The following is a 17,122-nucleotide window of genomic DNA, read 5'->3' as shown; positions in this document are numbered from 1 at the left end:
CAGCAAAACCTGTACAAGTTTACGAACGGGAGGAGCCATGACGAGCAAGCTCAAGCTGGGCATCAGCGCCTGCCTGCTGGGGGCCGAGGTACGCTACAACGGCGGCCACAAGGAATCGCGCCTGTGCAGCCGGGTGCTGGCCGAGCATTTCGACTTCGTCCCGCTGTGCCCGGAAGTAGCCATCGGCCTGGGCACCCCGCGCGAGCCCATCCGCCTGGTCGGCGACCCGCAGGCGCCGCGCGCCCTCGGCACGGTCAACCGCGAGCGCGACGTGACCCAGGCCCTGCACGACTACGGAACGCGCATGGCCGGCGAGCTGGACGACATCAGCGGCTACATCTTCATGCACAAGTCGCCTTCCTGCGGCATGGAGCGGGTCAAGGTCTACCAGGACAACGGCTACCCGGCCGACGGCGGCGCCAGCGGCATCTTCGCCGCCGCCTTCACCCGCCTGCGCCCGGACCTGCCGGTGGAAGAAGACGGTCGGCTCAACGACCCGGTGCTGCGCGAGAACTTCCTCACCCGCGTGTTCGCCTACGCCGAGTGGCAGCGCCTGCTGCACGCCGGCCTGACGCGCAAGGCGATCCTCGACTTCCACGCCCGCTACAAGTACCAGCTGATGGCCAATAATCCGCTGCAGTACAAGGCCCTCGGCCGCCTGCTCGCCGACCTGGGCAGGCACGACCCGCAGGAGTTCGGCCCGCGCTACTTCAGCCAGCTGATGGCGGCGCTGAAGAAGTGCGCCACTCGCGGCACCCACAGCAACGTGCTGCAGCACCTCTCCGGCTACCTCAAGCAGGCCCTGAGCAGCGAGGAGAAGGAAGAGATGCAGCAGCTGATCACCCAGTACCGCAGCGGCATCATTCCCCTAGTGGTACCGCTGACCCTGCTCAAGCACCATTTCCGCCGTCATCCGGACCGCTACGTGGCGCGCCAGGCCTACCTGCAGCCGCACCCAGAAAACCTCAGCCTGCGCAACGCCCTATGAGCACGGCCGGCGACGACTACCAGGCCGCCCTCGCCCAGGGCTACCTGCCGATCCGCGAAGTGGCGCGCAGCACCGGGGTCAACCCGGTCACCCTGCGCGCCTGGGAGCGCCGCTACGGGCTGATCGTGCCGCACCGCACACCCAAGGGCCACCGCCTGTACTCGCAGGATCACGTGGTGCGCATCCAGGCCATCCTCACCTGGCTGGCGCGCGGCGTCGCGGTCGGCCAGGTCAAGGAGCTGCTGGAACAGCGCCCGCTGGCGCCACACAGCGGCGCCAGCCCCTGGGACGCCCTGCGCCAGGAGCTGCTGCAGAGCATCGAGCAGCAGGCCGAGCGCGCGCTGGACGAACAGTTCAACCGCGCCCTGGCCCTCTACCCGCCGCGCACCCTGTGCCAGCAACTGCTGCTGCCGCTGCTGGCCGACCTGCAGCAGCGCTGGCAGGGCGCACCGTTCGGCGCCCAGCTGGAGCGGGTGTTCTTCCATTCCTGGCTGCGCAGCAAGCTCGGCGCCCGCCTCTACCACAGCAATCGCCAGCAGGGCGGTGCGCCGCTGCTGCTGGTCAACCTCTCCAGCCTGCCGCTGGAGCCCGAGCTGTGGCTGTGCGCCTGGCTGGCCAGCAGCGCCGGCTGCCCGGTGGAGGTGTTCGACTGGCCCATGCCGCTGGGCGAGCTGGCCCTGGCCTGCGAACGCATCGCCCCGCGTGCCCTGCTGCTGTACTCCAGCCACAGCCTCGACGCGCAGCTGCTGCAACGCGAGCTGCCGCGCCTCAACAGTCATTTCCCGGCGCCGCTGCTGCTGGCCGGCCCGGCGGCGCGCATCCATGCCGACGAGGTGCGCACACTGCCCGGCCTGCACCTGGCCGACGACCCGCTGAGCGCGGAACAGCTGCTGAAGCAGCAGGAGTTGTTGTGAAACATCAATTGATCTGGCTGCGCAGCGACCTGCGCGTACAGGACAACAGCGCGCTCGCCGCCGCCATGGCCGCCGGCCCGACCCTGGCCGTCTACCTGATCAGCCCCGAACAGTGGCGCGAGCATGATGATGCACCGGCCAAGGTGGACTTCTGGCTGCGCAACCTGGCCGAGCTGCAGCAGCAACTGGCCCGCCTCAACGTGCCGCTGCTGGTGCGCCAGGCACCACACTGGCGCGACGCCCCCGAGGTGCTCGCCGCCCTGTGCCGCAACCACGATGTCGGCACCGTCTGGGTCAACGAGGAATACGGCATCCACGAGAGCCGCCGCGACCAGGCCGTGGCCAGGGCGCTGCAGCCCCTGGGCGTGGCCTTCCGGGCGTGCCTCGACCAGCTGTTCTTCCGCCCCGGCAGCGTGCTGACCCAGGCCGGCAACTATTTCCAGGTCTACAGCCAGTTCCGCAAGGCCTGTTACCGCCTGCTGCACAGCGCCCTGCCGGCCCTGGTGGCGGTGCCGCAGGCGCAGGCGCCCCTGGCGATTGCCGGTGATCCGCTGCCGCCGGCAGTGGACGGCTTCGCCACGCCTACGCCGGCCCTGCGCGAGTTCTGGCCAGCCGGCGAAGATGCTGCGCTGCGGCGCCTGGCCGACTTCGCCGAGCAGCGCATGGCCTGGTACCAGGAGCAGCGCGACTTCCCCGCCATCGACGGCACCAGCCAGCTGTCACCCTACCTCGCCGCCGGCGTGATCTCGCCGCGCCAGTGCCTGCATGCCGCCCTGCGCAGCAACCAGGGCGAGTTCGACAGCGGCAACCCGGGCGTCGTCAGCTGGATCAACGAACTGCTCTGGCGCGAGTTCTACAAGCACATCCTGGTCGGCTACCCACGGGTATCGCGGCACCGCGCCTTCCGCCCGGAGACCGAGGCCGTGCCATGGCGCGATGCGCCCGGGGACCTGGAAGCCTGGCAGCAGGGCCGCACCGGCATTCCCATCGTCGATGCCGCCATGCGCCAGCTGCTGGCCACCGGCTGGATGCACAACCGCCTGCGCATGGTGGTGGCGATGTTCTTCACCAAGAACCTGCTGCTCGACTGGCGCCTGGGCGAACGCTTCTTCATGCAGCATCTGATCGACGGCGACCTGGCCGCCAACAACGGCGGCTGGCAGTGGAGCGCCTCCACCGGCACCGACGCGGCGCCCTACTTCCGCATCTTCAACCCAATCAGCCAGTCGCAGAAATTCGACCCGGATGGCCGTTTCATCCGCACCTGGGTGCCGGAGCTGGCCGGGCTGAACAAGCGCGACATCCATGATCCGTCGGCAATGGGCGGCTTGTTCGGCGTCGCCGACTACCCGCGCCCGATCGTCGACCTGGCGCGCTCGCGCGAGCGCGCCCTGCAGGCCTTCAAGAACCTGCCGGCGCTGGAGGTGGCCGATGTCTGAGTTCCTGCGCCGCTTCGCCACCGAGTTCGCCGCGCTCGACGCCAGCAACCTGCAGCGCCTGGGCCAGCTGTACAGCGACGACGTGCTGTTCCGCGACCCGCTGCACGAGGTGCGCGGACTGCCGGCGCTGCAGCGCTACTTCGCCGAGCTGTATGCCAATGTCGGCCGCCTCGAGTTCGACTTCCACGGCTTCGACCAGGTCGTCGACGGCGAAGGCTACCTGCGCTGGACCATGCACTTCCGCCACCCGCGCCTGCGTGGCGGCGCGCGCATCAGCGTGGACGGCTGCTCGCACCTGCTGTGGTGGGACAAGGTCTACCAGCACCGCGACTATTTCGACGCCGGTGCCATGCTCTACGAACACCTGCCGCTGATGGGCGGCGTCATCGCCTGGCTGAAAAGGAGGTTGGCATGAGCAGACGCATCTGGTTGACCGGCGCCAGCAGTGGCATCGGCGCCGCCCTGGCCGAAGTCCTGCTGCAACAGGGGCATCGCCTGGCCCTCAGCGCGCGCAATGCCAGTGCCCTGCAGGTCCTGGCCGAGCGCTATCCCGGCCAGGTGCTGCAGGCGCCCGGCGACCTGACCGACCCCGAGCAGGTGCGTGCCATTGGCCGGCGCATCAGCGAGCACTGGGGCGCGCTGGACCAGGCCATCCTCAACGCCGGCACCTGCGAGTACGTGGAGGTCAGCGCCTTCGAGGCGGCCATGGTCGAGCGGGTGATGCGCGCCAACCTGTTCTCCGCCGCCCTTTGCGTGGAAGCCGCCCTGCCGCTGCTGCGCCGCGGCGAGCACCCGCACCTGGTGGCGGTGTCCAGCTCGGTGACCTTCCTGCCGCTGCCGCGCGCCGAAGCCTATGGCGCGTCCAAGGCCGCCATGCGCTACCTGTTCGAGGCGCTGCGCGTCGACCTGGCCGCCGAAGGCATCGCCGTCACCCTGGTCAGCCCCGGCTTCGTCGACACCCCGCTGACACAGAAGAACGACTTCCCCATGCCCATGCGCTGGCCAGTGGAGAAGGCCGCGCGGCACATCGCCACGAAACTGCAGCGGCGGCCTTACGAAATCGCCTTCCCCGGCCCCTTCATCGCCATCCTGCTGCTGCTCGCGCACCTGCCCAAGGGCCTGCAGCTGGCCATCGGCAAACGACTCTCCCGCACGGAATCGCACTCATGAAAATCGCCATCGTCGGCAGCGGCATCGCCGGCCTGACCAGCGCCTACCTGCTCAACCGCAAGCACGAGATCAGCCTGTTCGAGGCCGGCGACTGGATCGGCGGTCACACCCACACGGTGGATGTCGAGGTGCAAGGCCAGCGTTTTGCCATCGACACCGGCTTCATCGTGTTCAACGACTGGACCTACCCCAACTTCATCCGCCTGCTGGACCAGCTCGGCGTGGCCTCGCAGCCCACCGAGATGAGCTTCTCGGTGCACGACCCGATCAGCGGCAGCGAGTACAACGGCAACAACCTCAACAGCCTCTTCGCCCAGCGCAGCAACCTGCTGCGCCCGGCCTTCTGGGGCATGCTGCGCGACATCCTGCGCTTCAACCGCGAGGCGCTGTTCGACCTCGCCGAACAGCACATCCCGGCCGACATGACCCTCGGCGCCTACCTGGACTCGCGCGGCTACGGCCAGCGCTTCATCGATCACTACATAGTGCCGATGGGCGCGGCGATCTGGTCCATGTCGCTGGCCGACATGCTGGCCTTTCCCCTGCAGTTCTTCGTGCGCTTCTTCAAGAACCACGGCCTGCTGTCGGTCAGCGATCGCCCGCAATGGCGGGTGATCTGCGGCGGTTCGCGCAGCTACGTGGCGCCGCTGACCGCCAGCTTCGCCGAACGCATCCGCCTGAACTGCCCGGTGCAGCGCGTGGAGCGCGACGACGCCGGCGTGCTGCTGCACAGCCCGGCCGGCGTCGAGCGCTTCGACAAGGTGATCTTCGCCTGCCACAGCGACCAGGCCCTGGCCCTGCTGGCGCAGCCCAGCGAGGCCGAGCAGCAGATCCTCGGCGCCCTGCGCTATGCCGACAACGACGTGGTGCTGCACACCGACACACGCCTGCTGCCGCAGCGCCGCCTGGCCTGGGCCAGCTGGAACTACCGCCTCGGCGGTCCGGTCGACCAGCCGGCGGCGGTGACCTACAACATGAACATCCTGCAGGGCATCCGCAGCGACACCACCTTCTGCGTCAGCCTCAACCAGACCGCGGCCATCGACCCGTCCAAGATTCTCGGCCGCTACCGCTACGCCCACCCGCAGTACAGCCTGGCCGGCATCGCCGCGCAGGCGCGCTGGGAAGAGCTGTGCGGCGTGCAGCACACCTACTACTGCGGCGCCTACTGGGCCAACGGCTTCCACGAGGACGGCGTGACCAGCGCGCTGCGCGTGGCCCGCGCCTTCGGGGAAGAACTGTGAACAGCGCCCTGTACCAGGGCTGGGTCGGGCACCGCCGGCATCTGCCGCGCGGCCATGCCTTCCGCTACCGCATGGGCATGCTCTACCTCGACCTGGCCGAGCAGGATGCCGTACTCGCCCTGTCGCCGCTGGCCGGGCGCTCGCGCTGGGCGCCCTTCGCCTTCCGCGAGAGCGATTTCCTGCCGCAGCTCACCGGCCGCGGCATGCGCCTGGCCGACGCCGTGCGCCAGCGCGTCGGCGAGGCCCTGGGCCAGGCGCCGCGCGGGCGCATCTGCCTGCTGAGCCAGCCGCGCAGCTGGGGCCTGGCCTTCAACCCGGCCAGCTTCTTCTACTGCTTCGACGAGCAGGAGCGCCTGCAGGCGATCCTCTGCGAGGTCAGCAACACGCCCTGGCGCGAGCGCTACCACTACGTGCTGCCGGCCAACGCCGAGGGCGAGTCGCGCCACCGTGTGGCCAAGAGCTTCCATGTCTCGCCCTTCCTGCCGCGCGAACTGGAATACCGCATGCGCTACTCGCCCCCCGGCGAACGCCTGCACATCCACATGGAGGACTGGCAGGGCGCGGACAAGCTGTTCGAAGCCGGCCTCGGCCTGAGCCGCACCCCGCTCAGCCGCGCCAGCCTGCACCGCCACCTGCTGGCCTTCCCCTGGATGACCGCCAAGACCCTGCTCGGCATCTACTGGCAGGCCCTGCGCCTGCTGCTCAAACGCACCCCGATCTTTTCCCATCGTGCCGCGGACGGTGAATACCGCACCGCCCATCTGGAGCCCCGCCATGAAGAGTCCTGACCTTACTTCCGCGAAAACCAGCGTGCGCGCCGGCAATGGCGTCGGCGCCGGCCTGCTCAAGCGCGCCGTGCTGCGCCAACTCGGCCAGCTGCGCCACGGCCAGCTGGCAATCGTCGAGGACGGCGAACGGCAGACCTTCGGCCAGGCCGGCGCACCGCTGCACGCGGAAATCCACGTGCAGGACGCCGCCGTCTGGGCCATGGTCGCCGGCAACGGCTCGATCGGCGCCGGCGAGGCCTACATCCACGGTTACTGGACCACCCCGGACCTGACCGCGGTGATCCGCGTGTTCGTCAGCAACCTCGACGTGCTGGACGGCATGGAGCGCGGCCTGGCCAGGCTCGGCCGGCCGCTGCTGCAGGGCCTGCACTGGCTCAACCGCAACACCCGCAAGGGCTCGCGCAAGAACATCGCCGCCCACTACGACCTCGGCAACGCGCTGTTCGAGCAGTTCCTCGACCCCACCATGATGTACTCGGCGGCCATGTTCGGCAGCGAGCAGGACAGCCTGGAACAGGCCCAGCTGAACAAGCTAGAACGCATCTGCCAGAAGCTCGACCTCCAGGCCGACGACCACCTGCTGGAGATCGGCACCGGCTGGGGCAGTATGGCCATCTATGCGGCCAGCCACTACGGCTGCCGGGTGACCACCACCACCCTGTCGCGCGAACAGTACGACTACACCCGCCAGCGCATCGAGCAGCTGGGCCTGCAGGAGCGCATCACCCTGCTGCTGGAGGATTACCGCGACCTGCAGGGCCAGTACGACAAGCTGGTGTCGATCGAGATGATCGAGGCGGTCGGCCATCGCTTCCTGCCCACCTACTTCAAGCAGTGCGCGCGCCTGCTCAAGGACGACGGGCTGATGCTGCTGCAGGCCATCACCATCCGCGACCAGCGCTACGAGCAGGCGCGCAAGTCGGTGGACTTCATCCAGCGCTACATCTTCCCCGGCGGCGCCCTGCCCTCGGTGAACAAGATGCTGGAGATCGTCAGCCGCGACACCGACCTCAACCTGCACCACATGGAGGACTTTGGCCTGCACTACGCGCGCACCCTGCGCCTGTGGCACGACAACCTGCGCCGCGCCCGCCACCGCCTGGAGCAGCTCGGCTACGACGACTACTTCTATCGGCTGTGGGAGTTCTACCTGTGCTACTGCGAGGGCGGCTTCCTCGAACGCACCATCGGCACCGCCCAGTTGCTGCTGGCCAAGGAAGGCTCGCGCCCGGCGCCGCTGCTGGGAAATTTCGGCGCCTGAGGCCCGCCCCTGGCGGGGATCGGGCTATCCTCGCCGTCTCCAACCATTCGAGAACGCCATGCAGCTGACCGCGCCCCGCTCGCTGATCCTCAATGCCCTGCTGTTCCAGGCCGGCTGGTTCGCCTGTGTGTTCGGCGCCACCCACCCCTGGCTGCTGGCCCTGGCCCTGGCCTGCCTGGCCGCACACTTCGTCTGGGTCGCCAGCTGGCGCGCCGAAGGCCGCCTGGTGGCCAGCGTAGCGCTGTTCGGCAGTGCGCTGGATACCTTCCTGCTCAACCTCGGCGTGTTCGACTTCGCCGGCGACAGCCGCCTGCTGCCGCCCTGGCTGGCCCTGCTGTGGGCGCTGTTCGCCACCAGCCTCAACCACAGCCTGGCCTGGAGCGCCCGCCCCTGGTGGCTGGGCAGCCTGCTCGGGGCCATCGCCGGGCCGCTGTCCTACCTGGGCGGCGCCAAGCTGGCCGGCGTCGGCCTGCCGCTGGGGCTGTGGCCGACCCTGCTGCTGCTCGCGGCGATCTGGGCCGGGGTGATGGTGGTGGTACATGGCTTTGCCGGGATGTACCGGGCGCGCGCCGCGCAGTTCGGCTGAACAGCGGCAGCACACTCGTTCAGCTCTCGTTCAGCCAGGGTTCAGCCGGCGTTCAGCGACCTCCTCGTAACCTGTAGCCATCTTGAAGATGTCCACGAGGACCTAGCCATGCAACGCTTCCCGACCCTGCTGCTGACTGCCACCCTGAGCGCCGCCCTGCTGCTGGGCGGCTGTGCCTCCAACCTCAATGGCTCCAGCTACTCGCGGGACGATGCCCGCGCCGTGCAGACGGTGCGCCTGGGCACCGTCGAGTCCCTGCGCCCGGTGCAGATCGAGGGCACCCGCACGCCGATCGGCGCGCTGGCCGGTGCCGCGGTCGGCGGTATCGCCGGCAGCGGCATCGGTGGCGGACGCGGCAGCACCATCGCCACCGTGCTCGGCGGCGTCGCCGGCGGCATGGCCGGGGCCGCGGCGGAGGAAGGCCTGACCCGCCGCCAGGGCGTGGAGATCACCGTGCGCGAGGACGACGGCAGCCTGCGCGCCTATGTGCAGGAGGTCGACCCGGCCCAGCCGTTGCGCCTCGGCGACCGGGTGCGTATCACCACGGTCAACGGCGCCAGCCGGGTGGTGCTGTGACAGGGCAGCGGTCGGCCGGGCAAGCGCGCGGGGACGCCCTGCCGTAGACTGCGCGGCCATGAACAGCATTCCCCATCTGCAACTTCCCGCCAGCGACCTCAGCTGCAGCAACTGCGCGGCCTGCTGCTGCCAACTGGAAGTCATGCTGATCAGCGACACCGGCGTGCCAGAGCGCTTCATCGCCACCGACGCCTGGGGCGGCGAGGTGATGCGCCGCCTGGACGACGGCTGGTGCGCGGCGCTGGATCGCGACAACATGCGCTGCACCATCTACGAGGTGCGCCCGCTGATCTGCCGCGAGTTCGAGATGGGCTCGGCCGAGTGCCAGGACGAGCGCCGGGGGATGTCCACCATCTACCGCTGAAGTCGTCCACCGACAAAAAAGGGAGCCCTGCGGCTCCCTTGTTCGTTGCGGCTGCGCCTCAGTGCAGGATCTGCCCGAGGAACAGCTTGGTGCGCTCGTTCTGCGGGTTGTCGAAGAAGGCGTTGGGCTCGTTCTGCTCGACGATCTCGCCACGGTCCATGAAGATCACCCGGTTCGCCACGGTGCGGGCGAAGCCCATCTCGTGGGTCACGCAGAGCATGGTCATGCCGTCCTCGGCCAGGCCGATCATGGTGTCCAGCACCTCCTTGACCATTTCCGGGTCGAGCGCCGAGGTTGGCTCGTCGAACAGCATGATCTTCGGCTTCATGCACAGCGCGCGGGCGATGGCCACGCGCTGCTGCTGACCGCCGGAGAGCTGGCCCGGGTACTTGTGCGCCTGCTCGGGGATACGCACGCGCTCAAGGAAGTGCATGGCGACCTCCTCGGCCTTGCGCTTGGGCATCTTGCGCACCCACATCGGTGCCAGGGTGCAGTTCTGCAGCACGGTCAGGTGCGGGAACAGGTTGAAGTGCTGGAACACCATGCCCACCTCGCTGCGCACCGCCTCGATGTGCTTGAGGTCGTGGGTCAGCTCGGTGCCGTCGACCACGATGCGGCCCTGCTGGTGTTCCTCCAGGCGGTTGATGCAGCGGATGGTGGTGGACTTGCCCGAGCCGGACGGTCCGCACAGCACGATGCGCTCGCCCTGCTGCACGTCGAGGTTGATGTCCTTGAGCACATGGAACTGGCCGTACCACTTGTTCACGCCCTGCAGCTGAATGATCGGCTCGGCCGCGGCTTGTTTCTTCACTTCGGTCATGGTCTGACTCCTAACGCTTGTGGCCGGTGTCCAGCTTGCGCTCCAGGCGCATGGAGTAGCGGGACATGCCGAAACAGAAAATCCAGAACACCAGGGCAGCGAACACGTAGCCCTCGGTGGCCATGCCCAGCCAGGCCGGATCGGTGGTCGCCTGCTTGATGCTGTTGAGCAGGTCGAACAGGCCGATGATGATCACCAGGCTGGTGTCCTTGAACAGGGCGATGAAGGTGTTGACGATGCCCGGGATCACCAGCTTGAGCGCCTGCGGCAGGATCACCAGGCCCATCATCCGCCAGTAGCCCAGGCCCATGGCCGCGGCCGCCTCGTACTGGCCCTTGGGGATGGCCTGCAGGCCGCCGCGCACCACCTCGGCGATGTAGGCGGACTGGAACAGGATCACCCCGATCAGCGCACGCAGCAGCTTGTCGAAGGACAGCCCCTCGGGCAGGAACAGCGGCAGCATCACCGAGGACATGAACAGCACGGTGATCAGCGGCACGCCGCGCCAGAACTCGATGAAGGTGACGCAGATCACCCGGATCGCCGGCATGTTCGAGCGGCGTCCAAGGGCCAGCAGGATGCCCAGCGGCAGCGCACCGGCAATGCCGACGGCGGCGATCACCAGAGTCAGCATCAGGCCGCCCCACTGGCTGGTCTCCACCTCGGTCAGGCCGAAGAAGCCGCCGTGCAGCAGCCAGAAGGCCAGCGGCGGGTAGATGACCAGGAACGCCAAGCCATACAGGGCCTTGCGCGGCATCATGGGGACGAACAGCGGCGCCGAGCCGATCACCACCAGCCACACGGTCAGGTCCACGCGCCAGCGCAGTTCTTCCGGGTAGAAGCCGTACATGAACTGGTCGAAGCGCTCGCGGATGAACACCCAGCAGGCGCCCTCGCCGCTACAGTCGGCGCGGCTGGTGCCGCTCCAGTCGGCCTGGAACAGCGCCCACTGCAACAGCGGCGGCACTATGAGCCAGACCAGGTAGATGGCCAGCAGGGTCAGCAGGGTGTTGAACCAGTTGGAAAACAGGTTGGCCCGCAGCCAGCCGATCACGCCCACGCTCATGCGCGGCGGCGGCAGACTGGGACGGAATTGATGGACTTCCATGCGCTTCTCCTTACCGCTCGATCAGCGCGATGCGCTTGTTGTACCAGTTCATCAGGATGGAAATGCTGATGCTGATGGCCAGGTACACGCTCATGGTGATGGCGATGACCTCGATGGCCTGACCGGTCTGGTTGAGGGTGGTACCGGCGAACAGCGAGACCATGTCCGGGTAGCCGATACCGGCCGCCAGCGACGAGTTCTTGGTGATGTTCAGGTACTGGCTGGTCAGCGGCGGGATGATCACCCGCAGGGCCTGCGGAATGATCACCAGACGCAGGGTCTTGCCGGCCGGCAGGCCCAGCGAGCGCGCCGCCTCGGTCTGGCCATGACTGACCGCCTGGATGCCGGAGCGTACGTTCTCGGCGATGAAGGCGGCGGTGTAGATGGTCAGCGCCAGGGTCAACGCCATCAACTCGGGGATCAGCACCCAGCCGCCGGTGAAGTTGAAGCCCTTGAGTTCGGGCAGCGTCCAGTGGAAGGGATCGCCGAACACCAGCATGGCCAGCGCCGGCAGGCCGAACAGCAGCACCAGGCTGCTGATCAGGGTCGGGAAGGTCTGCCCGGATGCCTCGAAACGCTGCCGCGCCCAGCGGGCGAGGAAGAAGATCGCCACCAGCGCCACGACCAGGGCGATAAGGAAGGGCCAGAAGCCCTCGGCGATGGCCGGCGACGGCATGTTCAGGCCGCGGTTGCTGAGGAAGAAGGTGTCGTTGATGCTCAGGCTCTGCCGCGGACCGGGCAGCGGCAGGAACACCGCGAAGTACCAGAAGAAGATCTGCAGCAGCGGCGGGATGTTGCGGAAGGTCTCGATATAGACGGTGGCCAGCTTGCTGATCAACCAGTTGGGCGACAGCCGCGCCACGCCGAGGATGAAACCGAGGATGGTCGCCAGCACGATGCCGATCGCCGACACCAGCAGGGTGTTGAGCAGACCGATGACGAAGACGCGCCCGTAGGTGTCGCTCTCGGTGTAGTCGATCAGGTGCTGGGAGATGCCGAAGCCGGCGCTGTTGTCGAGGAAGCCGAAGCCGGACAGGATGCCGCGCTGGGCCAGGTTGCTCTGGGTGTTGTGGAACAGGTACCAGCCGACGGCCACCACGGCGACCACGGCGATGATCTGGAACAGCCAGGCGCGCACCTGCGGATCGGTCCAGACCGATGAGCGCGGGCGCGAGGGAATGGGGGGATTTTGCATAACGGCCCTCATGGAAGCTCCGCGCCCCGAATCGGCGGCGCGGAGTTCATGGAATCAGGAACACCATCGCCCCGCGACTGGGGGCGACGGCATGGCGGTCAACGCACCGGCGGCGCGTACTGCAGACCACCCTTGTTCCACAGGGCATTGAGACCACGTTCGATCTTCAGCTCGCTGCCGGCACCGACGTTGCGATCGAAGATTTCACCGTAGTTGCCGACTTGCTTGATGATCTGCACGGCCCAGTCCTTCGGCAGTTTCAGATCCTTGCCGAAGTCACCCTCGGCGCCCAGCAGGCGGGCGATGTCGGGGTTCTTGGTGGACTTGGCCATTTCTTCCACGTTGGCGGAAGTCACGCCCAGTTCCTCGGCGTTGAGCTGGGCGTACAGGCTCCAGCGCACGATGTCGAACCACTCCTCGTCACCCTGGCGCACGGCCGGGCCGAGCGGCTCCTTGGAGATCACTTCCGGCAGCACCACATAGTCGTCCGGCGCAGCCAGCTTGATGCGCTGGGCATACAGTTGCGACTGGTCGGAGGTCAGCACGTCGCAACGGCCGGACTCCAGCGACTTGGCGCTCTCGTCGGAGGTGTCGTAGGTGATGGGGGTGTACTTCAGGCCATTGGCGCGGAAGTAGTCGGCCAGGTTCAGCTCGGTGGTGGTACCGGCCTGGATGCACACGGTAGCGCCGTCCAGCTCCTTGGCGCTGGAAACGCCGAGCTTCTTGTTCACCAGGAAGCCCTGACCGTCGTAGTAGGTCACGCCGGTGAAGTTCAGGCCCATGGCCGCGTCGCGCGAGCTGGTCCAGGTGGTGTTGCGCGACAGCATGTCGACTTCGCCGGATTGCAGCGCGGTGAAGCGCTCCTTGGCGGTCAGCGGGCTGTACTTGACCTTGGAGGCGTCGCCGAACACGGCAGCGGCCACGGCACGGCAGACATCCACGTCGATGCCCATGTAGTTGCCCTTGGCATCGGCGTAGGAGAAACCGGGCAAGCCGTCGCTGATACCGCACTGCACGAAGCCTTTCTTCTGCACCGCATCCAGGGTCGCGCCGGCCTGAGCGAAGCCGCTCACGCCGAGCACCGCAGCCGTGGTCAATACCGCCAGGGTGGATTTCACCATCTTCATCAAAACCTCCAAGTGTTCTTGTTTGGTCGAGTCTCGGTCCTGCCGCCGTACCCTTGTGAGGCACGTTCGATCCCGCCACCATGGCGGGATCAACCGGGGTGCGAACCTGAAGTGAGTCTAGATGCCGATCCGCGGACCGGCGAATCACCCACTCCGCCCCGCAGGTCATACGGGATTGAGACGCAGCAGATCGTCCGGCTTTCCGCTCCAGAGGCGGCCCCCGCCGGACCCGTTCGCTACAGCAAGGGCCGTACCAGTTTCCTGACCGAACGGTTTTTAACGAGGGTCAATAGGCAAAGTTTTACCGACGCGACATCTTCTTAACTGATTCAACCGACAACAATTTCACGCCGCCCCCGGGGGAGGCGTCAGCGCACCAACCTGGAGCAAGCATGCACGAAGCCCTGATACTCGAACCCACCCTCGCCGCCGACTCCTGCGTCATCTGGTTACACGGCCTGGGCGCCGACCGTTACGACTTCGAGCCGGTGGCGCAGATGCTCCAGCAGACGCTGCCGGGCACCCGCTTCGTGCTGCCGCAGGCGCCGACCCGGCCGGTGACCATCAATGGCGGCTGGTCCATGCCCAGCTGGTACGACATCCTCGCCATGAGCCCGGCGCGGGCCATCGACAGGCCGCAGATGGAAGCCTCGGCACAGATGGTGATCGATCTCATCGAGGCGCAGCGCGACGGCGGCATCGACCCGGCGCGGATCATCCTGGCCGGTTTTTCCCAGGGCGGCGCGGTGGTCTTCCATACCGCCTTCCTGCGCTGGCAGGGACCGTTGGGCGGGCTGCTGGCGCTCTCCACCTACGCCCCGACCTTCGCCGAGAACCTGCAGCTGGACGCCGCCCGCCTGACCCTGCCGGTGCTCTGCCTGCACGGCAGCCAGGACGAGGTGGTGCCGCCCTTCATGGGCCGCGCCGCCCATGACGCACTGGCCGCCCATGGCGTGCCGGTGGCCTGGAATGAATACCCCATGGGCCACGAGGTGGTGCTGGAGGAAATCCAGGACATCGCCGCCTGGCTGCACCAGTGCCTGGCCGGCTGAGCCTGCGTCAAGGCATCGTCACCCTGCGCAACGGGCGCGCCAAGTGAAGCCTGCCCAGTCAGGCGAATGACGCTTCGGGCGGCGTCATTCGCCACCTTTGACCGCTGGTCGGGCAGGCCGGGGTCAAGGATTGCCTAGGCCTTATTCCTGGGAATAAGGTCAGAAATGGTGCTCGCCCCACGACAGGGAGTGTTAGCGATGCCAGCAAACAGACGCAGCCGGACAGGTTATTCATTGCACCGATGAAAAACGCCCACTGGCCGCAGGATCTGCAGCAGATCCGTCAATCGCGACTGTTCCAGAACGTCGCCGCCAGCAGCCTGCAAAAGCTGCTCGGGGAATTTCGTGCTTGCGAACTGGAAGCCGGCGAGATTCTCCTGTCACCGTTCAACCGCAACCAGCACCTCTACGTCCTGTTGGAAGGCGAGCTTAAGGTCTACCTCGGCTCCCTCGACAACCAGGCGGTGAGCACCCTGTCACCGGGCGACTGCGCCGGCGAGATCAGCTTCATCGACAACGACCGCCCCTCCGCCTATGTGGTGGCCACCCGCCCCTCGCTGATACTGCGTCTGCACCGCGAGTCGCTGGTCAAGCTGTTCGAGCAGTCGCCGGAGCTGATGCAGAACCTGCTGGAGCTGCTCTGCGACCGGGTACGCCAGGGCAATCGGATCATCCTCGACAGCGAGCAGAGCGCCAACCTCGACACCCTCACCGGCTGTTTCAATCGGCGCTGGCTGGAGCACGTGTACGAGCGCGAAAGCACTCGCTGCGCCTTCAATGGCCAGCCGCTGTGCATGCTCATGCTCGACGTCGATCACTTCAAGGCCTACAACGACCAGCACGGCCATCTGGCCGGCGACTATGCCCTGTGCCTGGTGGCGCACACCCTGCGCAACCAGCTGCGGCCCAAGGACAGCATGGTGCGCTATGGCGGCGAGGAATTCGTCATCCTCCTGCCGGAACTCAACGCCGAGGAGGCCCGCACCATCGGCGAGCGCCTGCGCCTGAGCCTGGAGCAGGTCACCTCGTTCTACTCGCCGGTGGGCGTCCTGCCCGGCCTCACCGTGTCCATCGGCATGGCCCAGATGCAGCCCAAGGATGGTCTGGAAGGCCTGATCGCGCGGGCCGATGCGGCGCTGTACAAGGCCAAGCAGCAGGGGCGCAACTGCCTGTTCGGCTGACCCGGCCAAATCCCCCGGCGAATCGGCCGCCTCATCGCCCTGCACTGCATCGGCTTGTTAGAGTCGCGGCATAACAACAATGAATGGATGCCCCTCATGCGCAAGCTGCTGCTCGCCCTGCTGCTCCTCGCCCCCGTCGGCGCCGGCGTCTTCTTCGCCCTGCCCGGCCTGCTCGACCGCCAGATGAACAGCGTGGCCAACCCCGCCCCCTACCCCTCCAGCGACAAGGCCGAGGAACTGCATCGGCGCCTGTTCGTCGCCGACCTGCACGACGACGCCCTGCTCTGGCAACGCGACCTGCTGCAGCGCCACGACTACGGCCACTCCGACCTGCCGCGCCTGCTCGAGGGCCACGTCGGCCTGCAGGTGTTCTCCACCGTGACCAAGACCCCGCGCGGCATCAACTACCAGAGCAACCCCAGCGATACCGACAACATCACCCTGTTGGCCATGGCCCAGCGCTGGCCGCGGGCGACCTGGGACAGCCTGCTGCAACGCGCCCTGTACCAGGCCGGCAAGCTGGAGCAGGCCGCCGCCGGCAGCGCGGGGCAACTGGTGCTGGTACGCAGCCGTGGCGACCTGCAGGCCTTCCTGCAGGCCTGGCAGCAGGACCCGCAGCGGGTCGCCGCCCTGCTCGCCACCGAGGGCCTGCACCCCATCGAGGGCCAACTGGAAAACCTCGACCGCCTGTACGACGCCGGTTTTCGCATCGCCGGCCTGACCCACTTCTTCGACAACGAGGTCGGCGGCTCGGCCCATGGCCTGGAGAAAGGCGGGCTGACCCCGCTGGGCCGCCAGGTCGTCGCGCGCCTGGAGGAGAAGCGCATGCTGATCGACCTGGCCCACGCATCCAAGGCGCTGATCGATGAAGTCCTGGCCGTCGCCAGGCGCCCGCTGCTGGTCTCCCACACCGGCGTGGCCGGCACCTGCCCGGGGCCGCGCAACCTCAGCGACGAACACCTCAAGCGCATCGCCGCCAGCGGCGGGGTGATCGGCATCGGCTACTGGGACGCCGCGGTCTGCGCGACCTCGGTCGACGCCATCGTCCGCGCCATCCGCTACACGGCGGACAAGGTCGGCGTGGCCCACGTGGCGCTGGGCTCGGACTTCAATGGCACGGTGCACACGCCCTTCGACAGCACCGGCCTGGCGCAGATCACCGAGGGCCTGCAGAAGGCCGGCTTCAGCGAGGCCGAGATCGCCGCCATCATGGGCGGCAACGTGCGCGACCTGCTGCTGGCCAGCCTGCCCGACTGAGCCCCGCGCGCAGCCCGCCCGGCTCTTCGCCGCGCGGGCTTCTTGCATTACA

At 67.6% G+C, this 17,122-nt stretch carries 18 protein-coding genes; 14 read left to right on the top strand and 4 right to left on the bottom strand.

Features of this window, described 5'->3' with window-relative positions:
- Positions 1–37 precede the first annotated feature (37 nt).
- The 11 genes from DMO17_RS04080 (at position 38) to DMO17_RS04030 (ending at position 9,330) form a co-directional block, all read left to right on the top strand.
- The gene (locus DMO17_RS04080; protein ID WP_110681035.1) at positions 38–988 is read left to right on the top strand and encodes a YbgA family protein; all 951 of its coding nucleotides are present in this window, start codon (positions 38–40) and stop codon (positions 986–988) included.
- Positions 985–1,902 carry a MerR family transcriptional regulator gene (locus DMO17_RS04075; RefSeq protein ID WP_110681034.1) on the top strand — a complete coding sequence of 306 codons (918 nt, stop codon included), beginning with the start codon at positions 985–987 and terminating at the stop codon, positions 1,900–1,902. The genes DMO17_RS04080 and DMO17_RS04075 overlap by 4 nt, the downstream gene beginning before the upstream one ends.
- On the top strand, positions 1,899–3,341 hold the full coding sequence (phrB, locus tag DMO17_RS04070) for a deoxyribodipyrimidine photo-lyase (protein WP_110681033.1): 1,443 nt from the start codon (positions 1,899–1,901) through the stop codon (positions 3,339–3,341). The genes DMO17_RS04075 and phrB overlap by 4 nt, the downstream gene beginning before the upstream one ends.
- Positions 3,334–3,756 (top strand): nuclear transport factor 2 family protein, encoded by a 423-nt coding sequence (locus DMO17_RS04065; protein ID WP_110681032.1) that lies wholly within the window; start codon positions 3,334–3,336, stop codon positions 3,754–3,756. The genes phrB and DMO17_RS04065 overlap by 8 nt, the downstream gene beginning before the upstream one ends.
- Complete coding sequence (locus DMO17_RS04060; RefSeq protein ID WP_110681031.1) at positions 3,753–4,511, top strand: SDR family NAD(P)-dependent oxidoreductase; 759 nt, start codon at positions 3,753–3,755, stop codon at positions 4,509–4,511. Before DMO17_RS04065 ends, DMO17_RS04060 begins: the two co-directional genes overlap by 4 nt.
- Positions 4,508–5,755 (top strand): NAD(P)/FAD-dependent oxidoreductase, encoded by a 1,248-nt coding sequence (locus DMO17_RS04055; protein WP_110681030.1) that lies wholly within the window; start codon positions 4,508–4,510, stop codon positions 5,753–5,755. Before DMO17_RS04060 ends, DMO17_RS04055 begins: the two co-directional genes overlap by 4 nt.
- Complete coding sequence (locus DMO17_RS04050; RefSeq protein WP_110681029.1) at positions 5,752–6,543, top strand: DUF1365 domain-containing protein; 792 nt, start codon at positions 5,752–5,754, stop codon at positions 6,541–6,543. The genes DMO17_RS04055 and DMO17_RS04050 overlap by 4 nt, the downstream gene beginning before the upstream one ends.
- Positions 6,530–7,804: an SAM-dependent methyltransferase gene (locus DMO17_RS04045; protein WP_110681028.1), complete on the top strand. Its 1,275-nt coding sequence runs from the start codon at positions 6,530–6,532 to the stop codon at positions 7,802–7,804. Before DMO17_RS04050 ends, DMO17_RS04045 begins: the two co-directional genes overlap by 14 nt.
- A 58-nt stretch (positions 7,805–7,862) precedes the next feature.
- Entirely contained in the window at positions 7,863–8,390 is a 528-nt protein-coding gene (locus DMO17_RS04040) for a DUF2878 domain-containing protein (RefSeq protein ID WP_110681027.1), read from the top strand.
- Positions 8,391–8,498: 108 nt separating this feature from the next.
- Positions 8,499–8,966 (top strand): outer membrane lipoprotein, encoded by a 468-nt coding sequence (locus DMO17_RS04035; protein ID WP_110681026.1) that lies wholly within the window; start codon positions 8,499–8,501, stop codon positions 8,964–8,966.
- A 58-nt stretch (positions 8,967–9,024) separates the two neighbouring features.
- Positions 9,025–9,330, top strand: coding sequence for a YkgJ family cysteine cluster protein (locus DMO17_RS04030; RefSeq protein WP_110681025.1), 306 nt, complete (start codon positions 9,025–9,027; stop codon positions 9,328–9,330).
- Positions 9,331–9,388: 58 nt separating this feature from the next.
- Here the strand turns inward: DMO17_RS04030 and DMO17_RS04025 are convergent, their stop codons facing one another.
- The 4 genes from DMO17_RS04025 to DMO17_RS04010 all read right to left on the bottom strand — a co-directional run bounded on the left by DMO17_RS04025 (position 9,389) and on the right by DMO17_RS04010 (position 13,580).
- Positions 9,389–10,150, bottom strand: a complete 762-nt coding sequence (locus DMO17_RS04025; RefSeq protein ID WP_110681024.1) for an amino acid ABC transporter ATP-binding protein — start codon at positions 10,148–10,150, stop codon at positions 9,389–9,391.
- A gap of 10 nt (positions 10,151–10,160) precedes the next feature.
- Positions 10,161–11,258, bottom strand: coding sequence for an amino acid ABC transporter permease (locus DMO17_RS04020; protein WP_110681023.1), 1,098 nt, complete (start codon positions 11,256–11,258; stop codon positions 10,161–10,163).
- Positions 11,259–11,268: 10 nt separating this feature from the next.
- Positions 11,269–12,453, bottom strand: a complete 1,185-nt coding sequence (locus tag DMO17_RS04015) for an amino acid ABC transporter permease (RefSeq protein WP_110681022.1) — start codon at positions 12,451–12,453, stop codon at positions 11,269–11,271.
- Between the two features lie 98 nt (positions 12,454–12,551).
- A complete protein-coding gene (locus tag DMO17_RS04010; RefSeq protein WP_110681021.1) occupies positions 12,552–13,580 on the bottom strand; it encodes an amino acid ABC transporter substrate-binding protein in 1,029 nt (342 codons plus the stop codon).
- A 392-nt stretch (positions 13,581–13,972) separates the two neighbouring features.
- Between DMO17_RS04010 and DMO17_RS04005 the strand changes: the two genes are divergently transcribed.
- From DMO17_RS04005 to DMO17_RS03995, 3 genes are all read left to right on the top strand, one after another.
- Positions 13,973–14,632, top strand: a complete 660-nt coding sequence (locus DMO17_RS04005) for an alpha/beta hydrolase (protein WP_110681020.1) — start codon at positions 13,973–13,975, stop codon at positions 14,630–14,632.
- Between the two features lie 242 nt (positions 14,633–14,874).
- The gene (locus DMO17_RS04000) at positions 14,875–15,813 is read left to right on the top strand and encodes a GGDEF domain-containing protein (RefSeq protein ID WP_110681019.1); all 939 of its coding nucleotides are present in this window, start codon (positions 14,875–14,877) and stop codon (positions 15,811–15,813) included.
- A 96-nt stretch (positions 15,814–15,909) separates the two neighbouring features.
- Positions 15,910–17,070 (top strand): dipeptidase, encoded by a 1,161-nt coding sequence (locus tag DMO17_RS03995; protein ID WP_110681018.1) that lies wholly within the window; start codon positions 15,910–15,912, stop codon positions 17,068–17,070.
- Positions 17,071–17,122 lie beyond the last annotated feature (52 nt).

This window comes from Aquipseudomonas alcaligenes (genome assembly GCF_003205495.1).
Lineage (GTDB): Bacteria > Pseudomonadota > Gammaproteobacteria > Pseudomonadales > Pseudomonadaceae > Aquipseudomonas > Aquipseudomonas alcaligenes_B.
Note: the sequence above shows the minus strand (reverse complement) of the source record. Positions and strands in the feature narration are given on the sequence as shown.